The sequence below is a fragment of the Shewanella sp. S1-58-MNA-CIBAN-0166 genome (assembly GCF_040310085.1).
GTDB lineage: Bacteria > Pseudomonadota > Gammaproteobacteria > Enterobacterales > Shewanellaceae > Shewanella.
Genome location: NZ_JBEOPN010000007.1, coordinates 1 through 17976 on the forward strand (window position 1 = coordinate 1; position 17976 = coordinate 17976).

Genomic DNA, 17976 nt, shown 5'->3' on the forward strand with positions numbered 1-17976 from the left:
GGCGGAGCGGACGGGACTCGAACCCGCGACCCCCGGCGTGACAGGCCGGTATTCTAACCAACTGAACTACCGCTCCACACAAGTGCGATGAATAATAAAGTTGTGATAATTAATCGTCAACAGTTTTTTAATTGTTTTCGCTCATTTAGTTAAAAAATGTACAATTATCAAGTTTTAGTACAAAAACCACTCACTTCAGTGGCTTAGTTTTTATCATCTGGCATACTCAAATCAATATCATCTAAGTCGACGCTTTCTAGAATACTGTCTTTAGGTTTATCTTCATTTACTGGATTTTGCTTTAACCTTTCTTCCGCCGCAGCCATCGCCTTTGCCAGCGTTTGTTTTTTACGCCATATAACCAAACCAATAATACCAACGAAAAAAAGTATGCCATTAATGGTAATAATCCAGAACATCGCATCGTCTTTAGCGACTTTCTCTTCAATTTCTGCTTGAATGGCCGCTTTTTCAGCAAGTTCTTCAACTGTTGGGACTGGAGCTGGGGGCTCTACTAAATTAAAAAACATTTCAGGTAAATTGAGCACAATTTCTCGGCCATCAACCGTAGTAGAAACCACACTGCCTTTAACACGATAACTGCCAAACTCAGTCACTTTAGGTAAGTATAGAATTTGATCTGCACTGGTCATGGTTTGCAAGGTAATAGGCAGCAACAACCCAGCAGGGCCGACTAAGTCAAACTCAAAATGAGTTTCTGCTAATTTCACCACAGATTCATCAACCGTTAACTGTATCTGCCATATGCCTTTTAATGGATCGCTATTGGGTACCATTTTGACTTTGATTGGTTGTGGCAAGAGCTCAAACGGCATCACATATTCACGCTCAAAGACATTATTTCGTGCAGTGACATTGAGTACATAATGACCGGTAGGTTGTTGTAAATTATGGCTTCCGGTAAAGATGCCATCGTCAGGTGTTTCGTCCAACAATTCACCATTGTCTTTATAAGCACCAACAATAATGGTACCCGTTGCGAAATTGTCGTCAGTTGGAAGATGCGCACTGGTAAAACGTGCAGTCCATTCGACCATATACTCCAAACCCGGCATTCTCATGGTTAAATTATCACCCAAGAGTCTTGCTGTAACTTTTAACCTTTCACCCTGATAAAGTGGTTGCGGTAATGGTTGCACAGCAATGTCTAATGCAGAGATTTTTTGTATTGTCGATCCTTCAACCACACTGCCTAATAACTGCCAAGGCCCTGGCATCGGTTTTTCGATATAAATCATATCGGCAGCAATACCATCTACCCATTTTACCGTTTGAGGATGACGATTTGAGTACCATTTGCTGCCATCAGGTAAAATCACCACGACAGGCGCAGAACCATAGCTTCGTTGGATAACTAACGTTAAATGATCAACCATATAATCGATTCGAAAACGATTTTTAAGTTCTGCTGCTTGCGATGCATTGACCATTGCAGCTTGGGCATTAGGTTGCCAAGCAAAGATAAGACTCAGCAACAATAAACATGAAATAGCAAGATAACCGGCGCGAGTGGCACTCATAAAGGTTGGTTTACCCTCTCCAGAGACATTTACCTGACTTCGCAATGAGATCAAGTCGTTGTTCGTGTAATAGTATTTCATCGGCTGATGCACCAACGACTTTAAGATTAAACGCCGCCGGATCGATATTTTTAATTCCGCCACCTTCTTGACCCGCTTTTTCATTGGACAAATTAAACTTAATTTGTCCACCTGTCATGATTAAGTAAACATCAGCAAGAATTTCCGCATCGAGTAATGCGCCGTGATAAGTACGGCGGCCATTATCGATACCATAACGTCGACACAATGCATCTAGATTGTTTTTTTGGCCTGGATGCAGACGTTTTGCAATGGCTAAACTGTCGAGGATACTGCAAATCTCTTTGGTTTTAGGCCCAATTGGATTGAGTTTTGAAAACTCATGGTCCATAAAGCTCACGTCGAAGTTGGCGTTATGAGCGACAATTTCAGCGCCATCGATAAAATCGATAAAATCTTTGGCTATTTGATGAAAACGCGGTTCGTTGGCAACACGGTCATTGGTAATACCGTGAACTTGAATTGCCTCTTCATCAATCGCTTGACCAGGATTAATATATTGGTGATACGTTCGACCTGTTAAGCGACGATTAATCACTTCAACACAACCAATTTCAATAATGCGATGGCCCACATAAATCGGTCCACCCGCTTGGTTCATACCGGTAGTTTCGGTATCGAGGATCACTTGACGACTTGCACTAGAAATAATGTTCATATTTTTTACTCATTCAGCCCTCGCCTTTGTATAAATTGAGTATACTGGCGCGAATATTTCGCTATGGTAACAACTTGATGGCCGAACTCAAACAGCTGTATATCTTTACTGATGGCTCTTGCTTAGGAAATCCAGGACCTGGCGGTTATGGCGTGGTAATGAAATATAAACATCAGCAACATGAAATCGCCGATGGATTCTCATTAACAACCAATAATCGTATGGAACTTTTAGCCCCAATTATCGCGTTAGAAACCTTATACGAACCCTGTAATATTATTTTAACCAGCGATAGCCAGTATATGCGCCAAGGTATTATGACTTGGATCCATGGTTGGAAGAAAAAGGGCTGGATAACCTCAACTAAACAACCAGTTAAAAATGTCGATTTATGGAAGCGTCTAGATGCGGTAAGTCAATTACACAAGATCGACTGGCACTGGGTAAAAGGCCATGCCGGCCACATTGAAAATGAACGTTGTGATGTATTAGCACGCAAAGCGGCTGAAGCTAAGCCTCGACAAGCTGATACCGGTTATAACCCAGAATAGTGAGGTCATCGCTATTTAACTCTAGCTCGGGATAATCACTGGTTATCAAAAAGTCCTTTGCTACGCTAACGGGGTGCATTGACTTGCAATAAGCTAGATATTACCGCTTCAATCAGCCCTGGTAGCAAAAGTAATATTTTGCTATGAAATAGCTCAACCCTTCTGATTTTGGCTTACGGACCTCATCTCTTAAACCGAGTTGAGGTTACTTTTTATGATTTTGAATTGTTTAATGTCTGGGTCTCAATACTCGGAGTGTGAGTTAACCCGGTACGACCTGCCGATGGCGCCGTTGACCAGTTAGGCGCTTTGACCTTCGACTTATCTTTAATCGGTGTAAGTGGCGTCGTCATTTTTCGAGCCACGATTAAGTAAACACTGCCAGTACTAGGTAGCCAGTTGGCGATACTTTTTTGCCACAATGGTGCTTGTTGAGGTTTGCTCGGTTGATTAGGCGTATTGACTCCGCGGTGCCCTAATAACGAATGGTACATTAACCGTTCATCTGCTAGTACTTTATATCCCAGTAACCCAAGCCAATCTTTAACTCTTGATGGCATAAAAAACTGCCCGTTCCAAGGTAACTGAGTTTGATATTTAGGCAATATTTTGCCTATAAAAGCCGGACTGATGGGATTAAAACCAACAATAAAAATATAACCACTGCTAATGAGCACTCTGTCGAACTCTCGTAAAATTTGATAAGGGTCTGATTCAAATTCTAAAAGAAAACAACTTAACACCGCATCAATGGCACTTTGTTGTACAGGTAAATGATGCGGATCGGCTTGAATACTCGCATCTGCACCATCATAAACAGAAAAATGCCGTGCTATGCTGCAATGTAAACTGTTTAACTGGCTACTTAACGCCCCTGCTTTAAGTAAATGATAGCCAAATATTCGCGGCCACCATGGGGCTAATTTTGCTTCAATCTCAGCTTGCAATAATTCACCAAAAGGTAAATCTTGCCAAATAAGGGGTTTTAACATGGAGCCCGCCAACGATTACTTTGCAAAAATGTCATATTCTCTCAACCCATCAACTTTACCATAGCTCATTTAATGTTCAGCTAACCATCATTGATACTTTCAGGATAACTTCACTTGAAGTTATTTAACGATATCCGTTACCCTAACAGATAGTCAATCATCACTCGAGTCAGATTATGCTTAACGTTCATACCATTCCAGCTTTTAATGACAACTACCTCTGGTTAATTCATCAAACAAGTAGCCTTGATGCTTATGTAGTTGACCCTGGCTGCGGCCAAAGTGTTATCGATTACCTAGCTACAACAGAACTTAATTTAGTCGGCATACTCATTACTCATCATCACAGCGACCATACTGGCGGTATAAAACAACTGCAGCAGCACTTCAACAACAGTCTTATTGTTTATGGTCCGAGTAACGAACCTATCGATGGTTTAACCCATCCTTTAACCGTTTCATCGGATATAAATATTGAGATACCTCATTTAGGGCTTACCCAAGTGATGGCAGTTCCTGGGCATACTTTAGGTCATATTGCCTATTATATTGATGATAAATTATTTTGTGGTGATACCTTATTCAGTGGCGGATGTGGACGTTTATTCGAAGGCACACCGACACAAATGCTGCAATCGTTAACGATGCTGGCAAACTTACCCGACCAAACCCAAGTCTTTTGTGCTCATGAATACACACAATCCAATGTCGATTTCGCCTTACATGTCACACCAAATAATTCACAGTTGATTGATTATGCCCACAAAGTTGGCCAATTACGCTCACAAAACATACCAACGATACCTAGCACAATCGCGACAGAAAAAGCCATAAACCCGTTCCTACGTTGTCATCTAAATGAGACTCAAGTCGCAATATCAACAGAATACAAAATAACAAATATAGATGATATTCAGACATTTACATTGTTAAGGGAATGGAAAAATCAATTTTAGATTAACATGAAAACACTTTAATAAGACATGCCAAATAATTTAATCTACAATGCCAAACTGAACTAAAGCATGACCAAAAGAGTCTCATAGGCATTTGGTATGTTCGTCCTTTTTTTAACGCCCTGAGAACTTGAGGAAGTGTATCTTCAAATGAAAGCAAACTTGATTATTATAGCTGGCAGTATGCTGGCTATAACGGGGTGCCAGACACTCCATACTGCAGAGCCAAGTTCTGATAGTACAACCCACACTGTTACAGCTAACGCTAAAAACAAAAAATCAGCGACCGTAACCCTTGATCAAATTGAAGAACAAGTTGCTCAAGTTAACGATTTATGGCTCATGATCGGCAATCAAATGCGCTTTCCTGTTGTCGATAATGCTTTAGTGGCTCAATACCGCCAATGGTACATCGAGAATCCTACGCATTTAGAAATCGTGACTCAACGTGCTCAGCCATATCTGTATTACATTGTCGAACAGTTAAAAAAGCGTAATTTACCTTTAGAGCTAGCATTGTTACCTATTGTTGAAAGTGGCTTTGATCCACTCGCCTATTCACCAAGTGATGCCTCGGGATTATGGCAATTAACCGCGCCAACGGCCATGTCGTTCGGTGTAAAGACAAATTGGTGGTATGACGGACGCCGTGATGTTGCCTCATCGACAAAAGCTGCTTTAGATTTAATGGAATACCTCTACGCCAAAATGGATCACAATTGGTTATATACCATTGCCGCTTATAACTCAGGTGAAGGCCGAATATTCAATGCAATAAAACATAACCAGGCCCGTGGAAAATCGACAGATTTCTGGTCACTATCGCTGCCTCGGGAAACAGCTCATTATGTGCCTCAGTTATTAGCATTGGCCGATGTCATTAAACATGCAGATAAGTACGGTATCAATTTAATCCCTATTGATAATTCACCTCAAATAGAGGTAGTCAATATTGAAAGCCAACTCGACATTAACTTAGCTGCTGATTTGGCTCAAATTGACATAAATGATTTAAAAGCGATTAATCCAGGTTTAAAGCGCTGGGCAACAGCCCCACAAGGTCCACATCAATTGATTGTACCTAGTGAAAAAGCGGCTTCCTTTAAACGAGCATTAGCCACTATTGAACCAAACTCCCGTATTAACTGGGTTCGGTATAAAATTAAATCTGGTGACAGCATCAGTGAAATTGCCGACCAATTTGAAACCACTGCAACATTAATAAGAAGCAGTAACGGTATTAAAGGCAATAATATTGTTGCTGGTCGTTTTTTAATTATTCCTGTTGCGGCAAAAGATCCCGATCTCGTCACCATGACCGCAGACCAAGTACTCGCGCGTAGAACCGTGGTTAAATCAAGCTCGAACAAGCAAGCTTATACCATTAAATCTGGTGATTCATTATGGAAGATAGCGCAGTCACAGCAAGTGACCGTCGCACAACTAATGAAGTGGAATAATCTTAAAAAACAATCCACGTTAGCCATTGGCAAATCATTAGTTATTTTTCCTAATGAAGTCGCCTCTCTCACTGCAAGCAATGATAAAACGGTTAGCTATCGCGTACAATCAGGTGACTCTTTAGCGCGTATAGCACTTAAATATAAGGTTACCGTTGCAGAGTTAATCGAATGGAACAGTTTACAAAACAGTAAATTGATCCAACCAGGACAGATACTGAAATTGATTATGACCAATAGCTAGTTAGCTTTGCCAATAAGGCACAATTAATGAACAAAGGCTAAAATAGCTATTGGTATGAGTTAAACACTCAGTTAATTTCAGCCATAAAAAAACGGACAAGTTATCACTTGTCCGTTTTTTTATGGCATAACATTAGCATTAATAAATCCACTGGTTCACAGTGTTCAATAATTTGATTAGGCTAACCATACTGTTATTACTGTACATTACTATCCATTTTTAGCCTAGATAACCTCGACTCGGGATAATAAACGGTTATCAAACAGTCCTTTCCTTTGTCTCGCTAACTTTGTTGCATTGACTTGCAATAGGCTAGCTATTGACGTACCAATGCGCCTTGTTAGCAAAACAAATGACAAGTTTGATATAAAATAGGCTGAATATTGTCATTTCGACTCACATATCCCACTTCTTACACCGAGTTGAGGTTAGTTAACGGCAAACCGTATAGCAGTAACAAAGCCGCTTTGAATAAGGCTGTAGTATTATTCATATAGAAGCACCTACAGCCCTTGTCATTAATGGATGATTTAAATTCCAAGCTTCTTAAACAATCCTTCTTTTAGCTTTTCTTTAGCTTTATCAGCCTCATCTTTAAATTGGCCTTCCAATAACGCTTTGGTATCAATGCCAAACTTAGGCTCTTGAAATGTACCTTTGATAGTTAACGGAATGTCGATACCTTTCAGTGACTCATCAGCAGCTTCGCCTTGTCCTGATAATGACCCAACGACACTGGTTGTTAAGATGTAATCCAACGCTTCGGTGGCAATGTTTGCTGTGCCTTTACCATTTAAGCGAATTAACGGTGAAGCCATCGCTAAATCAGGGTTAGTCACAACAGCATCTTTCATCGTGAAACTACCGGTCAAACTGGTAAAATCGGTTTTCAGCTCTTCTTTCTTATCTGCCGATAAATCACCTTTCAATTTTTGCTGCGCGCTACGGATCATCTGTGGAATGTTAACCCCATACAACGAGCCATCTGCTACTTCAAACTGACCCTCTGCATTAAGATTGTTTTTTAGATTATCAGCAATCAAACTGGCACCGCTGCCTTTAACTTCAAAACTCGCTGTTCCAGAAAGTAAATCCACTTCAGCAGCATCGATTAATAACGGACGAATTTGCACACCAGTTAACTTTTTATCAAACACATAAGTTGGTACCGCTTTACGACCATCAAGCTTAGCGCTGAGTGCTAGCTTACCTTCATATAAATCGGCTGTCAGCGACGATAACGTTAATACACCTTTATTAATGGCCATTTTCATTTGCCAATTTTGCGTTAACATATTACTGACTTTAATTGATTTAGCGGTTAAGTTTAGAGTTAAATCTATACTCTTTAATGCCGATAAATCAGGTTCTTGAGTTGACGCAGTTTCAGATGTTGCCTCAGTTTCTTTCGCATCGCCTTCTTGCTTTGGCAGTAATGCATCGACATCAATATCGCCAACATCAAGATTCATCGCAATTTTAGGAATGCTATTACCATAATTAATCTTAATATCGCCAGTGGCAGCTAAGTCCATAGCTGACATTTTAGTCAATTGCAGCTCAATGGTTTTGGCATCTAATGCCATCGTCATTTGTGTACTCAGCTCTGCGGTAATCGCTTTGCCTGGCAAGCTATCGCCTTGGGCTTTATGCACCATGTCAAAATCATTAATCGTGACATTCTGCAATGCTTGGTCGACTTTAACGTTGCCTTGCCCAGATGACGCTAACTGCATATCAGGCAGTGTCGCTGAAAACTCGTAAGCAAAATCAGCGAATTGTCCTAGGCTGAACTGTCCTAAAGTAAAACTTTTTAGACTGAAGGTTTGAGTGGTATTGCTGGCCATATCAATAATATTGATATTCGTATTGGTAAGTTCAATGCCGCCAATATCTAAGGTCTGTAAAGACATCGCTTCTGAATTGCTTGAGGTTGATTGCGGTTTTTCTGCCGATGTTTCAGCAGTCAAACCATCAAAACTGGTCTTGCCGTCTTTTTGAGTGACTAAGTTGAGTGTTAAGCCATCAAGCTTTAATAAATCAACTTCAATTTGTTGGCTAAATAATGGCATCAACGCCACATTAGCCACGGCCTCATTAACATCAAGCATCGAAGCTGGGGTAAACCCATTTGGGTTCGATAACGAAATGCCCCCAAGCTTGATGCCTAAAGAGGGAAACACGCTCCAACTTAAATCTTGGCTGATTTGTAAATCACGGCCAGTTTGTTTTTTTACCGCATCGACAATTTGCGGTTTAAAATTATTTAAATCGAAAAACATTGTGAGGTAGACAGTTACACCTATCACTAACGTTAGCACTATTGCTAACAACCACTTTATTAGTTTCATTTTTGCTTCCTTGTCTGTCGCTATTTTAAGTTAAAATAGCTAAATCCAGTGCCTGCCTACTGACAGCAACACCATTTAAATCTGCGTAGATCATCATTCCAGGAGAAATACTGATGCCAGCAATCTCAATTGTCACATTGACCTCTCCTACGCCTTTTTTGTCAGTTTTAATGGGATTAGCGCCTAAAGCTTGCACACCAATTAACATGGTGTTAATGGTTCCAGCGTCACGAATACACCCATTAATGATAATACCTTCCCAACCATTGTCGCATGCACTTAAGGCTATCATGTCGCCAAGCAATGCACGTCTTGTTGAGCCACCTCCGTCAACAACCAATACTTTACCGTGACCCTTTTTAGCTAATTCAGATTTTACTTTTGAATTGTCTTCAAAACATTTAACGGTCACGACTTCACCATAGAATATCGATTTTGCGCCGAATGCTTTCCATGGATTTGACAACAACGTCAATTGTTCAGGGTAGTGATCAAATAAGTCTGGCAATAGATCTAACATGACTCCTCCTTGTAGATCAAAATCTTAGGTTACCGAGAATGAGTATATTCAACAAGTATTGTTAACGATATATTATTACACTCAAAAAGTACCGTTAACTTAGTATATCAACATACCCACAAATCAAGTTAAAGAGTGACTTATTCAATAAAAATGAATATAATTTATAAAAATAACGTAAAAAATCATACTTATGAGTGAAGATTTAAATTTACAGAAAATGATGGATGCGTTTGATGAGTTAGACTTCGAACAACGCACTACCACAAACCTTGAAAATGCCCGTAATAAGCAGCAAATGACAGCGTATATTGACTCGTTGGATTTCAGTTTGCGCCGTTTATTAATCTTGCAAGACACGGTCAATACTATTGTTGAGCAGAAACAAGTAAACCTGCTTAAACAAGAGCATATTCAAACTTATAAAACTAAGATAATTAACCTCTCACGCCAGTACAATATCTCATATCAAGATGTCATCAACATTATGGTGCAAATATCACACTAGTACTGCTGAAATAATTCAATCTATTTCTGAGAGAATAAGTAACCTCAGCTTGAGTGAACAGGTGAAATAAATCGCTAAAATGGATTTATTTCAAGTCTGCTATGGCAAACTTGCGATGTATTTAACTCATAATGATTTTTTCATCAATCAGTTACTATATCAATAACATGGCTATTTCAAGTGAAAACACCATCGATAGTAAGTTACAGAGTCTGTGAGATAAAGAGCTGTTTGGGCATCATTCATTATCTCGAACGGAAGCTAGTCAGGCTTATAGAACCAACCTGACTAACGGCGGGTTATTTTACTTTAAATTGGTCTACAAGTTGATGTAACTGAATAGCACCTTGTTCTATATCCATACTGCCTTTGTTAATGAGCTCATTCTGAGCTCGATTTTCTAACGACATGTCATTGATGCGAGTAATATTCATATTCAGTTCGCCAATAACAGTGCTTTGTTCTTCTGTGGCTGCTGCGATTTGAACATTCATTTGCGATATTTGCTCAATTGAAGACTTAATATTTTCAAGCGCAACTACAACTTGTTGAGTTTCATTGACCGTTTCAGATGATTTAACTTTAGCCCTAGCAACAGAAGCATTAACACTGTCAATGGCACTTCTGATTGCGTCGATGATAAGATTAATTTCACTTGTTGAAGCTTGAGTTCGGCTAGCAAGCGTTCGAACTTCATCAGCAACAACAGCAAAACCTCGACCAGCTTCTCCCGCTCTAGCTGCTTCGATGGCAGCATTCAACGCTAACAAATTAGTTTGATCTGCTATTCCCACAATCACATCCAGAATTTGACCAATCTTACTTGAACTTACTTGTAAGCCTTTAGCAACCTCTTCTGTCGCGGCTAATTCACTGGATAATTCAGATATTTTTTTCATCGCATTATCAACAACGTTAGCAGATTTGTCTGCCTCTTTATCAGCATGGTGGGTACTGTCTGCTGCCAGTTGCGCATTAGAAGCCACTTCTGATGCGGTCATCGACATTTCATTTATCGCAGTAGCCACATTCTCAGTTTCGGCTTGTACGTTAGATGAGATTTGATTGGCCTGCTGTGCAATCGTCGACATATTTTGTGCTAAGCGACTCGACTCATCAACCGAGTGGCTGACAGATATAATGACTTTCTGGATTTTATCAATAAAAGCATTGAAATGATGTGCGATTTGTTTGAGTTCATCATTACCCTCTTCAGACAAACGTAAGGTCAAGTCCCCCTCGCCCTTGGCAATATTTTTAAACGCGCTAATGGTTTCAATCATCGGCCCTGAAATACTGCGAATGATAAAAAACAGCAATAAGATGACAGGCAGCCAAACCAGAGCCAATAACAATAAGTATTGCGTAATAAATTGATTTTTATCATTTTGAATATCATCGACATAGATACCCGTCCCGATAATCCATCCCCAGGGCCTAAAACGCTTGACCACTGACATTTTTGGACTAGGTTGTTCCTGTTGTGGTTTGTTCCACATGTAATCTACTCGTGCTGAATCCTGCTGTTCGGTACGTTGGATCATTTGTTCAAACAGCTTAACGCCATTTGGATCTTGCATTGCTAATACCTTGGTATTGACTAATTGCTTAGCAAAAGCATGTTGGATCATCGTCCCTTGAGTATCAATACTGAAATAATACTCATTGCCTGAATAGCGTAATTTATCAATTGCTGCCAAAGCCATGACTTTGGCCTCATCTTCGCTCAGGATTCCAGACTGAGCATCTTGATAATATTTATCCGCGATGGTGGTAGCGATGTCTACCAAAGCATTCAGTTTGGCTTCTTTTTCATTAATTAACACGTTTTCAACTCGTGTTAATGAAAACCAGAAAACGATAACAGTAGCAATGATTGCTAATGCCAACATTCCTAATAAACGGTTTGCAATTGTCGTTTTACGAAAAAACATATTAATTGGGTTCATACAGGCACCATGACATTATGATTATTATTAAAATGGTTATGAGATGAAAACTGACACGAACTCAGCAATGTTAGTTATAGTATAAAATAGACTCAGTAACAGGACTGTTTCATCACTGCTGTGTTTTGTTGATGAGTTGTTCACGATAGTGCTTCGCAACCGACAAATATAGTAGACTTTATTATAATGGCTAAAAAGGGACCCTTAATTACTCCATGCTGCATCTATCGTAATAATGCAGCTTGATCTGGTTCGATATGCCAATCGATATTTCTGCTCAATAGCGTTTCTATTCCGCAATAAAGATGATTACTTCGCAACAATAACCATCTCAATTTGTGCTCTTAACCACACAAAAGCGGGATCGGTCTCAGTATTCATGTGCCAATATAAATGGGTATCAATGTCCGGTAGTTCAAATGGCATTGTGCACACATGTAAATCTGGATGTGTAAATTGCTCCGCTAAAGAGCGCGGTAAGGTCAACATAAAAGGCGACCCTATGACAATTTTCGCGGCTGTTTGGTAACTCTGGCATCGGTATTTAATGTGCCGATTAATACCTTGTTGTTGTAACAAAATATCTTCCATTACTCGGCCAGTGGGCCTGCTCGATACTGCTACATGCTCAGCATTGGCATAGTCGGTTGGAGTCAGCTTCGTACTAGGCTCTAAATACATTGCATGTTGTCGACGGTCTATCAACACACAAAATGGATCTGACAACAGAGTTTTATGGGCTAAAGGGGCATTCACCGCTCGCGCAACATCAATGGCTAAATCCACCTCCCCATTGGCTAATTGACGCGCTATATTTTCCCGAGATAATGACATACTGGCTATTTTCGCATGCGGAATTAACTGCGAAACTTGCTTAATCAGCGTCGGCATTATTTGGCTTTCTAGGGCCTCATGAATGGCTATTTTAAAAGTTTGCTCCGTAGTAAGCGGGTCAAACTCCCCACATTGCTGCAATATTTGCCTTATTCGATTTAGCGCACTTATAAGTTGCGGAGCCATACGTTGACAAGCAGCTGTCGGTTGCATTTGCAGGCCTTGGCGTACAAATAGCGGGTCGTTTAACACTAAACGTAATCGTTTTATCGCATGGCTTACTGCTGATGGCGTTATAAACAACGACTTTGACGCTAAAGTCATGTTTTGTTCAGAATAAAGCGCTTCAAATATTTTCAACAAATTAAGGTCAAGCTGCTGAATTGCTTTAGTATCTGCCATCTTGACCTCTATTGTTAAATGAATTTGCCACACACATCTATGAATAGCATTCATTACAACCTAGCATGTTATTTCATTTCATTCACTCAAAATACTGCGATATGCTGAACTCTTAACAATAGCTTGGTCACATGCTGACAATAACTGAGGCTTACGTCACACAGGATGCTTAAATGAATATCTACGCTACAGAAAAATCACAACAATATTTAGCGAAAGTAACGTTGTTTATTAATCAATATATCCTCCCAATTGAAGCTGAATTACTCGCAGAAAATAGACGAATCAATCACAGTTGCGATTGGACTCGTTGGCAACTGTTACCGCAAATAGAAGCACTTAAAGCTCAAGCAAAAGCACTAGGATTATGGAATTTATTTCTACCTGATGCCACATTAGGTAAAGGGCTGACTTGTGTTGAATACGCCCCCTTAGCTGAAGCAATGGGGCGATCGCTTCTGGCCCCAGAAATCTTCAATTGTAATGCACCAGATACCGGTAACATGGAAGTGCTTTATCACTTTGGTGATAAGCAACAACAGCAACAATGGTTAACACCTCTACTAGCTGGCGAAATCCGATCAGTATTTGCGATGACAGAACCTGACGTGGCTTCGTCGGATGCCACCAATATGCAAGCCACTATTATTGAAGACGGTGATGATGTTGTCATCAATGGCCGCAAATGGTGGTCAACGGGTTTGGGCCATCCAAATAGTAAGATCATGATCTTTATGGGACTGTCTCATAGCGACGCACCAAAACACCAACGTCATAGCATGGTATTGGTGCCGATGGACACGCCTGGGGTCAGCATCACACGTATGCTAACCGCCTATGGTGATTATGATGCACCTTATGGCCATGGTGAGATGGAGCTCGTTAATGTTCGTGTGCCCAAAAGTAATGTCATTATGGGTTTAGGTAAAGGCTTTAAAATAGCTCAAGGTCGATTAGGCCCCGGTCGTATTCATCACTGTATGCGCGCGATTGGCGCAGCAGAACGAGCCTTATCATTAGCGATTGAGCGCGGTAAATCTCGAATCGCCTTTGGTCAGCCTATTATCAAATTAGGCGGTAATCTTGAACGTATAGCCCAAGCGCGCATGGCAATAGAGCAAGCTCGATTACTGACACTTAATGCCGCGTGGAAAATTGATAACTTAGGCGTCAAGCACGCCATGACCGATATTTCTGCAATTAAAGTGGTTGTCCCGAATATGCTGACCCAAGTCGTCGATATGGCGATTCAAATATATGGTGGTGCAGGCATGAACCATGACACACCATTAGCAGGTTTTGCAGCTATGGCCCGCAGTTTACGTTTAGCCGATGGACCGGATGAAGTGCATATGGCCATGGTGTCGCGACTTGAGTTAGCAAAGTACCAATAATGGTGATAACAATGAAACCAATAGAACAACAACATGTGGTGATCACCGGCGCGGCATCGGGCTTAGGTAAAGCACTTGCACTTAAATGGGCGAGTCAGCATGCCGAAGTGTGCGTTGCTGATATTAATCAACCAGCTGGCGAACAGGTGTGCCAAGAAATCGAAGCGTTAGGAGGCAAGGCTTTTTTCGTGCCTTGCGATATCACCAACACAGACAGCATTACAGCCCTCGTAAAAGTACTGAATGAGCGTTGGCAACATATCGATGTATTAATCAATAATGCCGGCGTGGCTTCTGCAGATAAAATAGAAGCTGAACCTATGTTGCAATGGCGTTGGATTATGGAAATCAACTTATTTGGTATCGTTAACATGTGTCAGCAATTTGTACCGCTTTTTAAACAACAAGGTGTTGGCAGTATTGTGAATGTGGCATCACAAGCGGGTTTAACCCCAATCCCATTTATGTCCAGTTATAATGCATCAAAAGCGGCTGTGGTATCGTTGTCAGAAACGTTGCGCTTAGAACTTGCCGATGACAATATTAATGTTAGCGTGTTATGCCCTGGCTTTTTTAAAACAAATCTTGGTACTAGCTTACGCACCCAATTACCAACCATGGAAAAACTCATGGGTAAGCTATTTGATAAGTCACCTATCAATGCAACACAAGTGGCAGATATCGCCTATCAAGGCGAAAAGAACAAACAATTTCTATTACTGACACATCAACAAGGCAAACGGCTTTATCAGTTAAAACGTTTATTGCCTTTACATTGGTATTTTAAACTAGTGTTAAAACAAACACAGCGTCTTAGGCAATTGTTAAGGGAGGAACAAGCTTAATGAACCAACAATATCTTGATAAAGCTAAAACGGTTCGTACCGGCGAGGAGCTTGACGCAGCGGTTATCGATCCGTGGTTAAAACAGCACATTAATGGGCTTGAAGGTGAGTTAACCATAACCCAGTACACTGGCGGTGCATCCAATTGGACTTACTGTTTAAGCTACGCTAATCGCGAGCTTATTTTACGCCGTGCACCTAAAGGCACCAAAGCCAAAGGTGCTCACGACATGGGGCGCGAGTATCGATTACAGCAAGCACTTAAACCCGTGTACCCTTATGTGCCTGCAATGCTGGTACATTGCGATGATGACAATGTCTTAGGGACTGAGTTTTATGTCATGGAAAAGCTCAATGGCATTATCCCAAGACAAAATCTTCCTAAAGGCTTAAAAGTCGATAAACAACAAGCCAGAACCCTTTGCACCAATGTGATTGATTGTTTAATCGAGTTACACAAAGTGGATATTGATGCCGCTAACCTTAACCACATCGGCAAAGGCGAAGGTTATACTCAGCGTCAGATTGATGGCTGGAGCCAGCGCTACACTCAAGCTAAAACTTGGAATGTGCCCTCTGGTAAAAGTGTGATGACTTGGCTACAACAACATAAACCAGCACAAGAAACCATTTGCCTAACCCACAATGACTTTCGGTTTGATAACGTGGTGTTAGATCCAGATGACATCAGTAAGGTCAATGGAATACTTGACTGGGAACTGGCAACACTCGGTAATCCATTGATGGATTTGGGCAATACCCTCGCCTATTGGGTTGAAGCCGATGATGACTTTTTAGCTCAAATGACTCGCCGCCAACCCACACACCTTGATGGCATGCTCACTCGCGAGCAAGTGGTGAAATATTACTGTGACAAAATGGACATCACTATTGAAGATTTTCGCTTTTATGAAGTATTTGGTTTATTCCGTTTAGCAGGCATAGTGCAGCAAATTTATTATCGCTATCACCATAAACAAACACGCAACACTGCATTCAAACAATTTTGGATTTTTTCACATTATTTGTTGTGGCGCTGTAAACGTGCAATGAAGCAAAAAGGATAACCGTGGCGAATATTTATTTAATCCGCCATGGGCAAGCAAGCTTTGGCGCTAATAACTATGACAACTTATCAAGTTTAGGCCATAGCCAAGCAAGGCATTTGGGTGAGTATTTTAACCAACGCTTAATTCAACCTAACCATGTTATTTGCGGCAACATGACTCGTCATCAACAAACTCGTGATGCTTGTTTATCGACGTTGTCACCACTTTTATTGAATGAGTCATTACAGATAAGTACTCTTTGGAATGAGTTTGACCATGAAAATGTGATTGCGGTTTATCGACCAGACTTAGCCAATCCAGAAGCGATGAAGCATTACCTTCAACAACAAGCTTCACCCACCAGGGCCTTTATCGAATTATTTAGTCAAGCCATTGAGCAATGGCAACAACAATCAAATTACGCTAACGATAACGATAACGATAACGATAACGATAACTATAACTATAACTATAACGAATCTTGGCAACACTTTACTCAACGTGTAAGCCAAGGATTACAACAACTGATCGAGCAGACAAATGACAATGACACTGTGTTTGTATTCACCTCTGGTGGCGTAATTAGTGCCGCGATAATGCAAATATTATCAGTACCAGAAGGTCAATTTTTTAATATCAATAAACAGCTAGTTAATTGCGGTGTGAGCCAATTACAGTTAAAACGACAACGACTGAGTTTAATTACCTTAAATGAGCATAGCTTTTTTGATGGGGAGCAACGCCATTTATGCAGCTTGATTTAAGTTATATTCACTTTGTGAGTATCGTTAAGTGACGATGCTCAACACATTTAGCAAAACAATTAAAACAAAAATAAAGAGCACATTATGAAACGGACAAACATATTAATCACTGGGGCGAGTTCAGGTTTAGGCCGCGGTATGGCAATTGAATTTGCTAAGCAAAACCATAATCTAGCCTTGTGTGCTAGACGAATAGACCGCCTCGAAGAATTAAAGCAAGAATTATTGGTGATTAATCCCAATATACAGGTGATAATTAAATCACTTGATGTGAACGACCACCCACAAGTATTTGAAGTATTTAGTCAATTTAAACAAGAATTAGGCCAACTAGATCGCGTCATTGTTAATGCTGGAATGGGCAAAGGTGCTGCAATTGGTCGCGGTTTTTTTGAAGCTAACTTACAAACTGCGCAAACTAACTTTATTGCTGCCATTGCCCAGTGTGAAGCTGCGATGGCCATTTTTCGTGAGCAAAACAATGGCCATCTTGTCACTATTTCATCGATTAGTGCAGTGCGTGGATTTAGACGTGCCATGACCGTTTATGCGGCTACAAAAGCAGCCTTAACGTCGTTATCTGAAGGTATCCGTATCGATGTGATGAACACACCAATAAAAGTGACGTGTATACACCCTGGCTTTATTCGCAGTGAGATTAATGAAAAAGTTAAAACGGTTCCGTTTATTGTCGACACCGAGACAGGTTGTAAAGCTATGGTGAAAGCGATTCAAAAAGAGAAAGCTAATGCTTATGTACCGAGTTATCCATGGGCTATTTTGCATTGGGTATTACGTATTGCGCCGCTTAGTGTGCTGCGTAAAATGAGTTAAATTTTTTTAAGAAAATGAGCTAAAACAAAAATGCCAAACTCTA

16 protein-coding genes and 1 tRNA gene are annotated in these 17976 nt (G+C 40.5%); 9 read left to right on the forward strand and 8 right to left on the reverse strand.

Annotated features, from left to right (window positions below):
• Window positions 1-2 precede the first annotated feature (2 nt).
• The 3 genes from AAEY99_RS06080 to dnaQ form a co-directional block, all read right to left on the reverse strand.
• Window positions 3-76: transfer RNA gene (locus AAEY99_RS06080), tRNA-Asp, on the reverse strand.
• Window positions 77-203: 127 nt separating this feature from the next.
• Window positions 204-1541 (reverse strand): TIGR03503 family protein, encoded by a 1338-nt coding sequence (locus AAEY99_RS06085; protein WP_182743765.1) that lies wholly within the window; start codon window positions 1539-1541, stop codon window positions 204-206.
• Between the two features lie 10 nt (window positions 1542-1551).
• Complete coding sequence (dnaQ, locus tag AAEY99_RS06090; protein WP_101087004.1) at window positions 1552-2280, reverse strand: DNA polymerase III subunit epsilon; 729 nt, start codon at window positions 2278-2280, stop codon at window positions 1552-1554.
• Between the two features lie 77 nt (window positions 2281-2357).
• On the opposite strand from dnaQ, the gene rnhA reads away from it, so the two are divergent.
• On the forward strand, window positions 2358-2831 hold the full coding sequence (gene rnhA / locus AAEY99_RS06095) for a ribonuclease HI (RefSeq protein WP_101087003.1): 474 nt from the start codon (window positions 2358-2360) through the stop codon (window positions 2829-2831).
• Between the two features lie 212 nt (window positions 2832-3043).
• Here rnhA and AAEY99_RS06100 read toward each other — a convergent pair whose 3' ends face one another.
• A complete protein-coding gene (locus AAEY99_RS06100; protein WP_162023269.1) occupies window positions 3044-3823 on the reverse strand; it encodes a methyltransferase domain-containing protein in 780 nt (259 codons plus the stop codon).
• A gap of 176 nt (window positions 3824-3999) precedes the next feature.
• On the opposite strand from AAEY99_RS06100, the gene gloB reads away from it, so the two are divergent.
• Both gloB and AAEY99_RS06110 read left to right on the forward strand, forming a co-directional pair.
• Complete coding sequence (gene gloB / locus AAEY99_RS06105) at window positions 4000-4779, forward strand: hydroxyacylglutathione hydrolase (protein WP_351009656.1); 780 nt, start codon at window positions 4000-4002, stop codon at window positions 4777-4779.
• Between the two features lie 150 nt (window positions 4780-4929).
• Window positions 4930-6483 carry a lytic transglycosylase gene (locus AAEY99_RS06110; RefSeq protein WP_101087000.1) on the forward strand — a complete coding sequence of 518 codons (1554 nt, stop codon included), beginning with the start codon at window positions 4930-4932 and terminating at the stop codon, window positions 6481-6483.
• Between the two features lie 530 nt (window positions 6484-7013).
• Here AAEY99_RS06110 and AAEY99_RS06115 read toward each other — a convergent pair.
• Together AAEY99_RS06115 and AAEY99_RS06120 are read right to left on the reverse strand one after the other, a co-directional pair.
• Complete coding sequence (locus tag AAEY99_RS06115) at window positions 7014-8834, reverse strand: AsmA family protein (protein WP_351009659.1); 1821 nt, start codon at window positions 8832-8834, stop codon at window positions 7014-7016.
• A 25-nt stretch (window positions 8835-8859) separates the two neighbouring features.
• Window positions 8860-9354 (reverse strand): putative 4-hydroxy-4-methyl-2-oxoglutarate aldolase, encoded by a 495-nt coding sequence (locus AAEY99_RS06120; RefSeq protein ID WP_101086998.1) that lies wholly within the window; start codon window positions 9352-9354, stop codon window positions 8860-8862.
• Between the two features lie 193 nt (window positions 9355-9547).
• Here AAEY99_RS06120 and AAEY99_RS06125 point away from each other — a divergent pair, with 193 nt between their 5' ends.
• Window positions 9548-9862, forward strand: a complete 315-nt coding sequence (locus AAEY99_RS06125; protein ID WP_101086997.1) for a hypothetical protein — start codon at window positions 9548-9550, stop codon at window positions 9860-9862.
• 299 nt (window positions 9863-10161) lie between these two features.
• On the opposite strand, the gene AAEY99_RS06130 is transcribed toward AAEY99_RS06125, so the two are convergent.
• Window positions 10162-11811: a methyl-accepting chemotaxis protein gene (locus AAEY99_RS06130; protein ID WP_351009662.1), complete on the reverse strand. Its 1650-nt coding sequence runs from the start codon at window positions 11809-11811 to the stop codon at window positions 10162-10164.
• A 309-nt stretch (window positions 11812-12120) separates the two neighbouring features.
• Entirely contained in the window at window positions 12121-13047 is a 927-nt protein-coding gene (locus tag AAEY99_RS06135; protein WP_174839640.1) for a LysR family transcriptional regulator, read from the reverse strand.
• A 173-nt stretch (window positions 13048-13220) separates the two neighbouring features.
• Between AAEY99_RS06135 and AAEY99_RS06140 the strand changes: the two genes are divergently transcribed.
• The 5 genes from AAEY99_RS06140 (at window position 13221) to AAEY99_RS06160 (ending at window position 17933) form a co-directional block, all read left to right on the forward strand.
• Complete coding sequence (locus AAEY99_RS06140) at window positions 13221-14441, forward strand: acyl-CoA dehydrogenase family protein (protein WP_351009665.1); 1221 nt, start codon at window positions 13221-13223, stop codon at window positions 14439-14441.
• 11 nt (window positions 14442-14452) lie between these two features.
• Window positions 14453-15286, forward strand: coding sequence for an SDR family oxidoreductase (locus AAEY99_RS06145; protein WP_101086993.1), 834 nt, complete (start codon window positions 14453-14455; stop codon window positions 15284-15286).
• Window positions 15286-16353 carry a phosphotransferase family protein gene (locus AAEY99_RS06150; protein WP_351009667.1) on the forward strand — a complete coding sequence of 356 codons (1068 nt, stop codon included), beginning with the start codon at window positions 15286-15288 and terminating at the stop codon, window positions 16351-16353. The genes AAEY99_RS06145 and AAEY99_RS06150 overlap by 1 nt, the downstream gene beginning before the upstream one ends.
• A gap of 2 nt (window positions 16354-16355) precedes the next feature.
• On the forward strand, window positions 16356-17099 hold the full coding sequence (locus AAEY99_RS06155; RefSeq protein WP_351009669.1) for a histidine phosphatase family protein: 744 nt from the start codon (window positions 16356-16358) through the stop codon (window positions 17097-17099).
• A gap of 84 nt (window positions 17100-17183) precedes the next feature.
• Window positions 17184-17933 (forward strand): SDR family oxidoreductase, encoded by a 750-nt coding sequence (locus tag AAEY99_RS06160; RefSeq protein ID WP_192115039.1) that lies wholly within the window; start codon window positions 17184-17186, stop codon window positions 17931-17933.
• Window positions 17934-17976 lie beyond the last annotated feature (43 nt).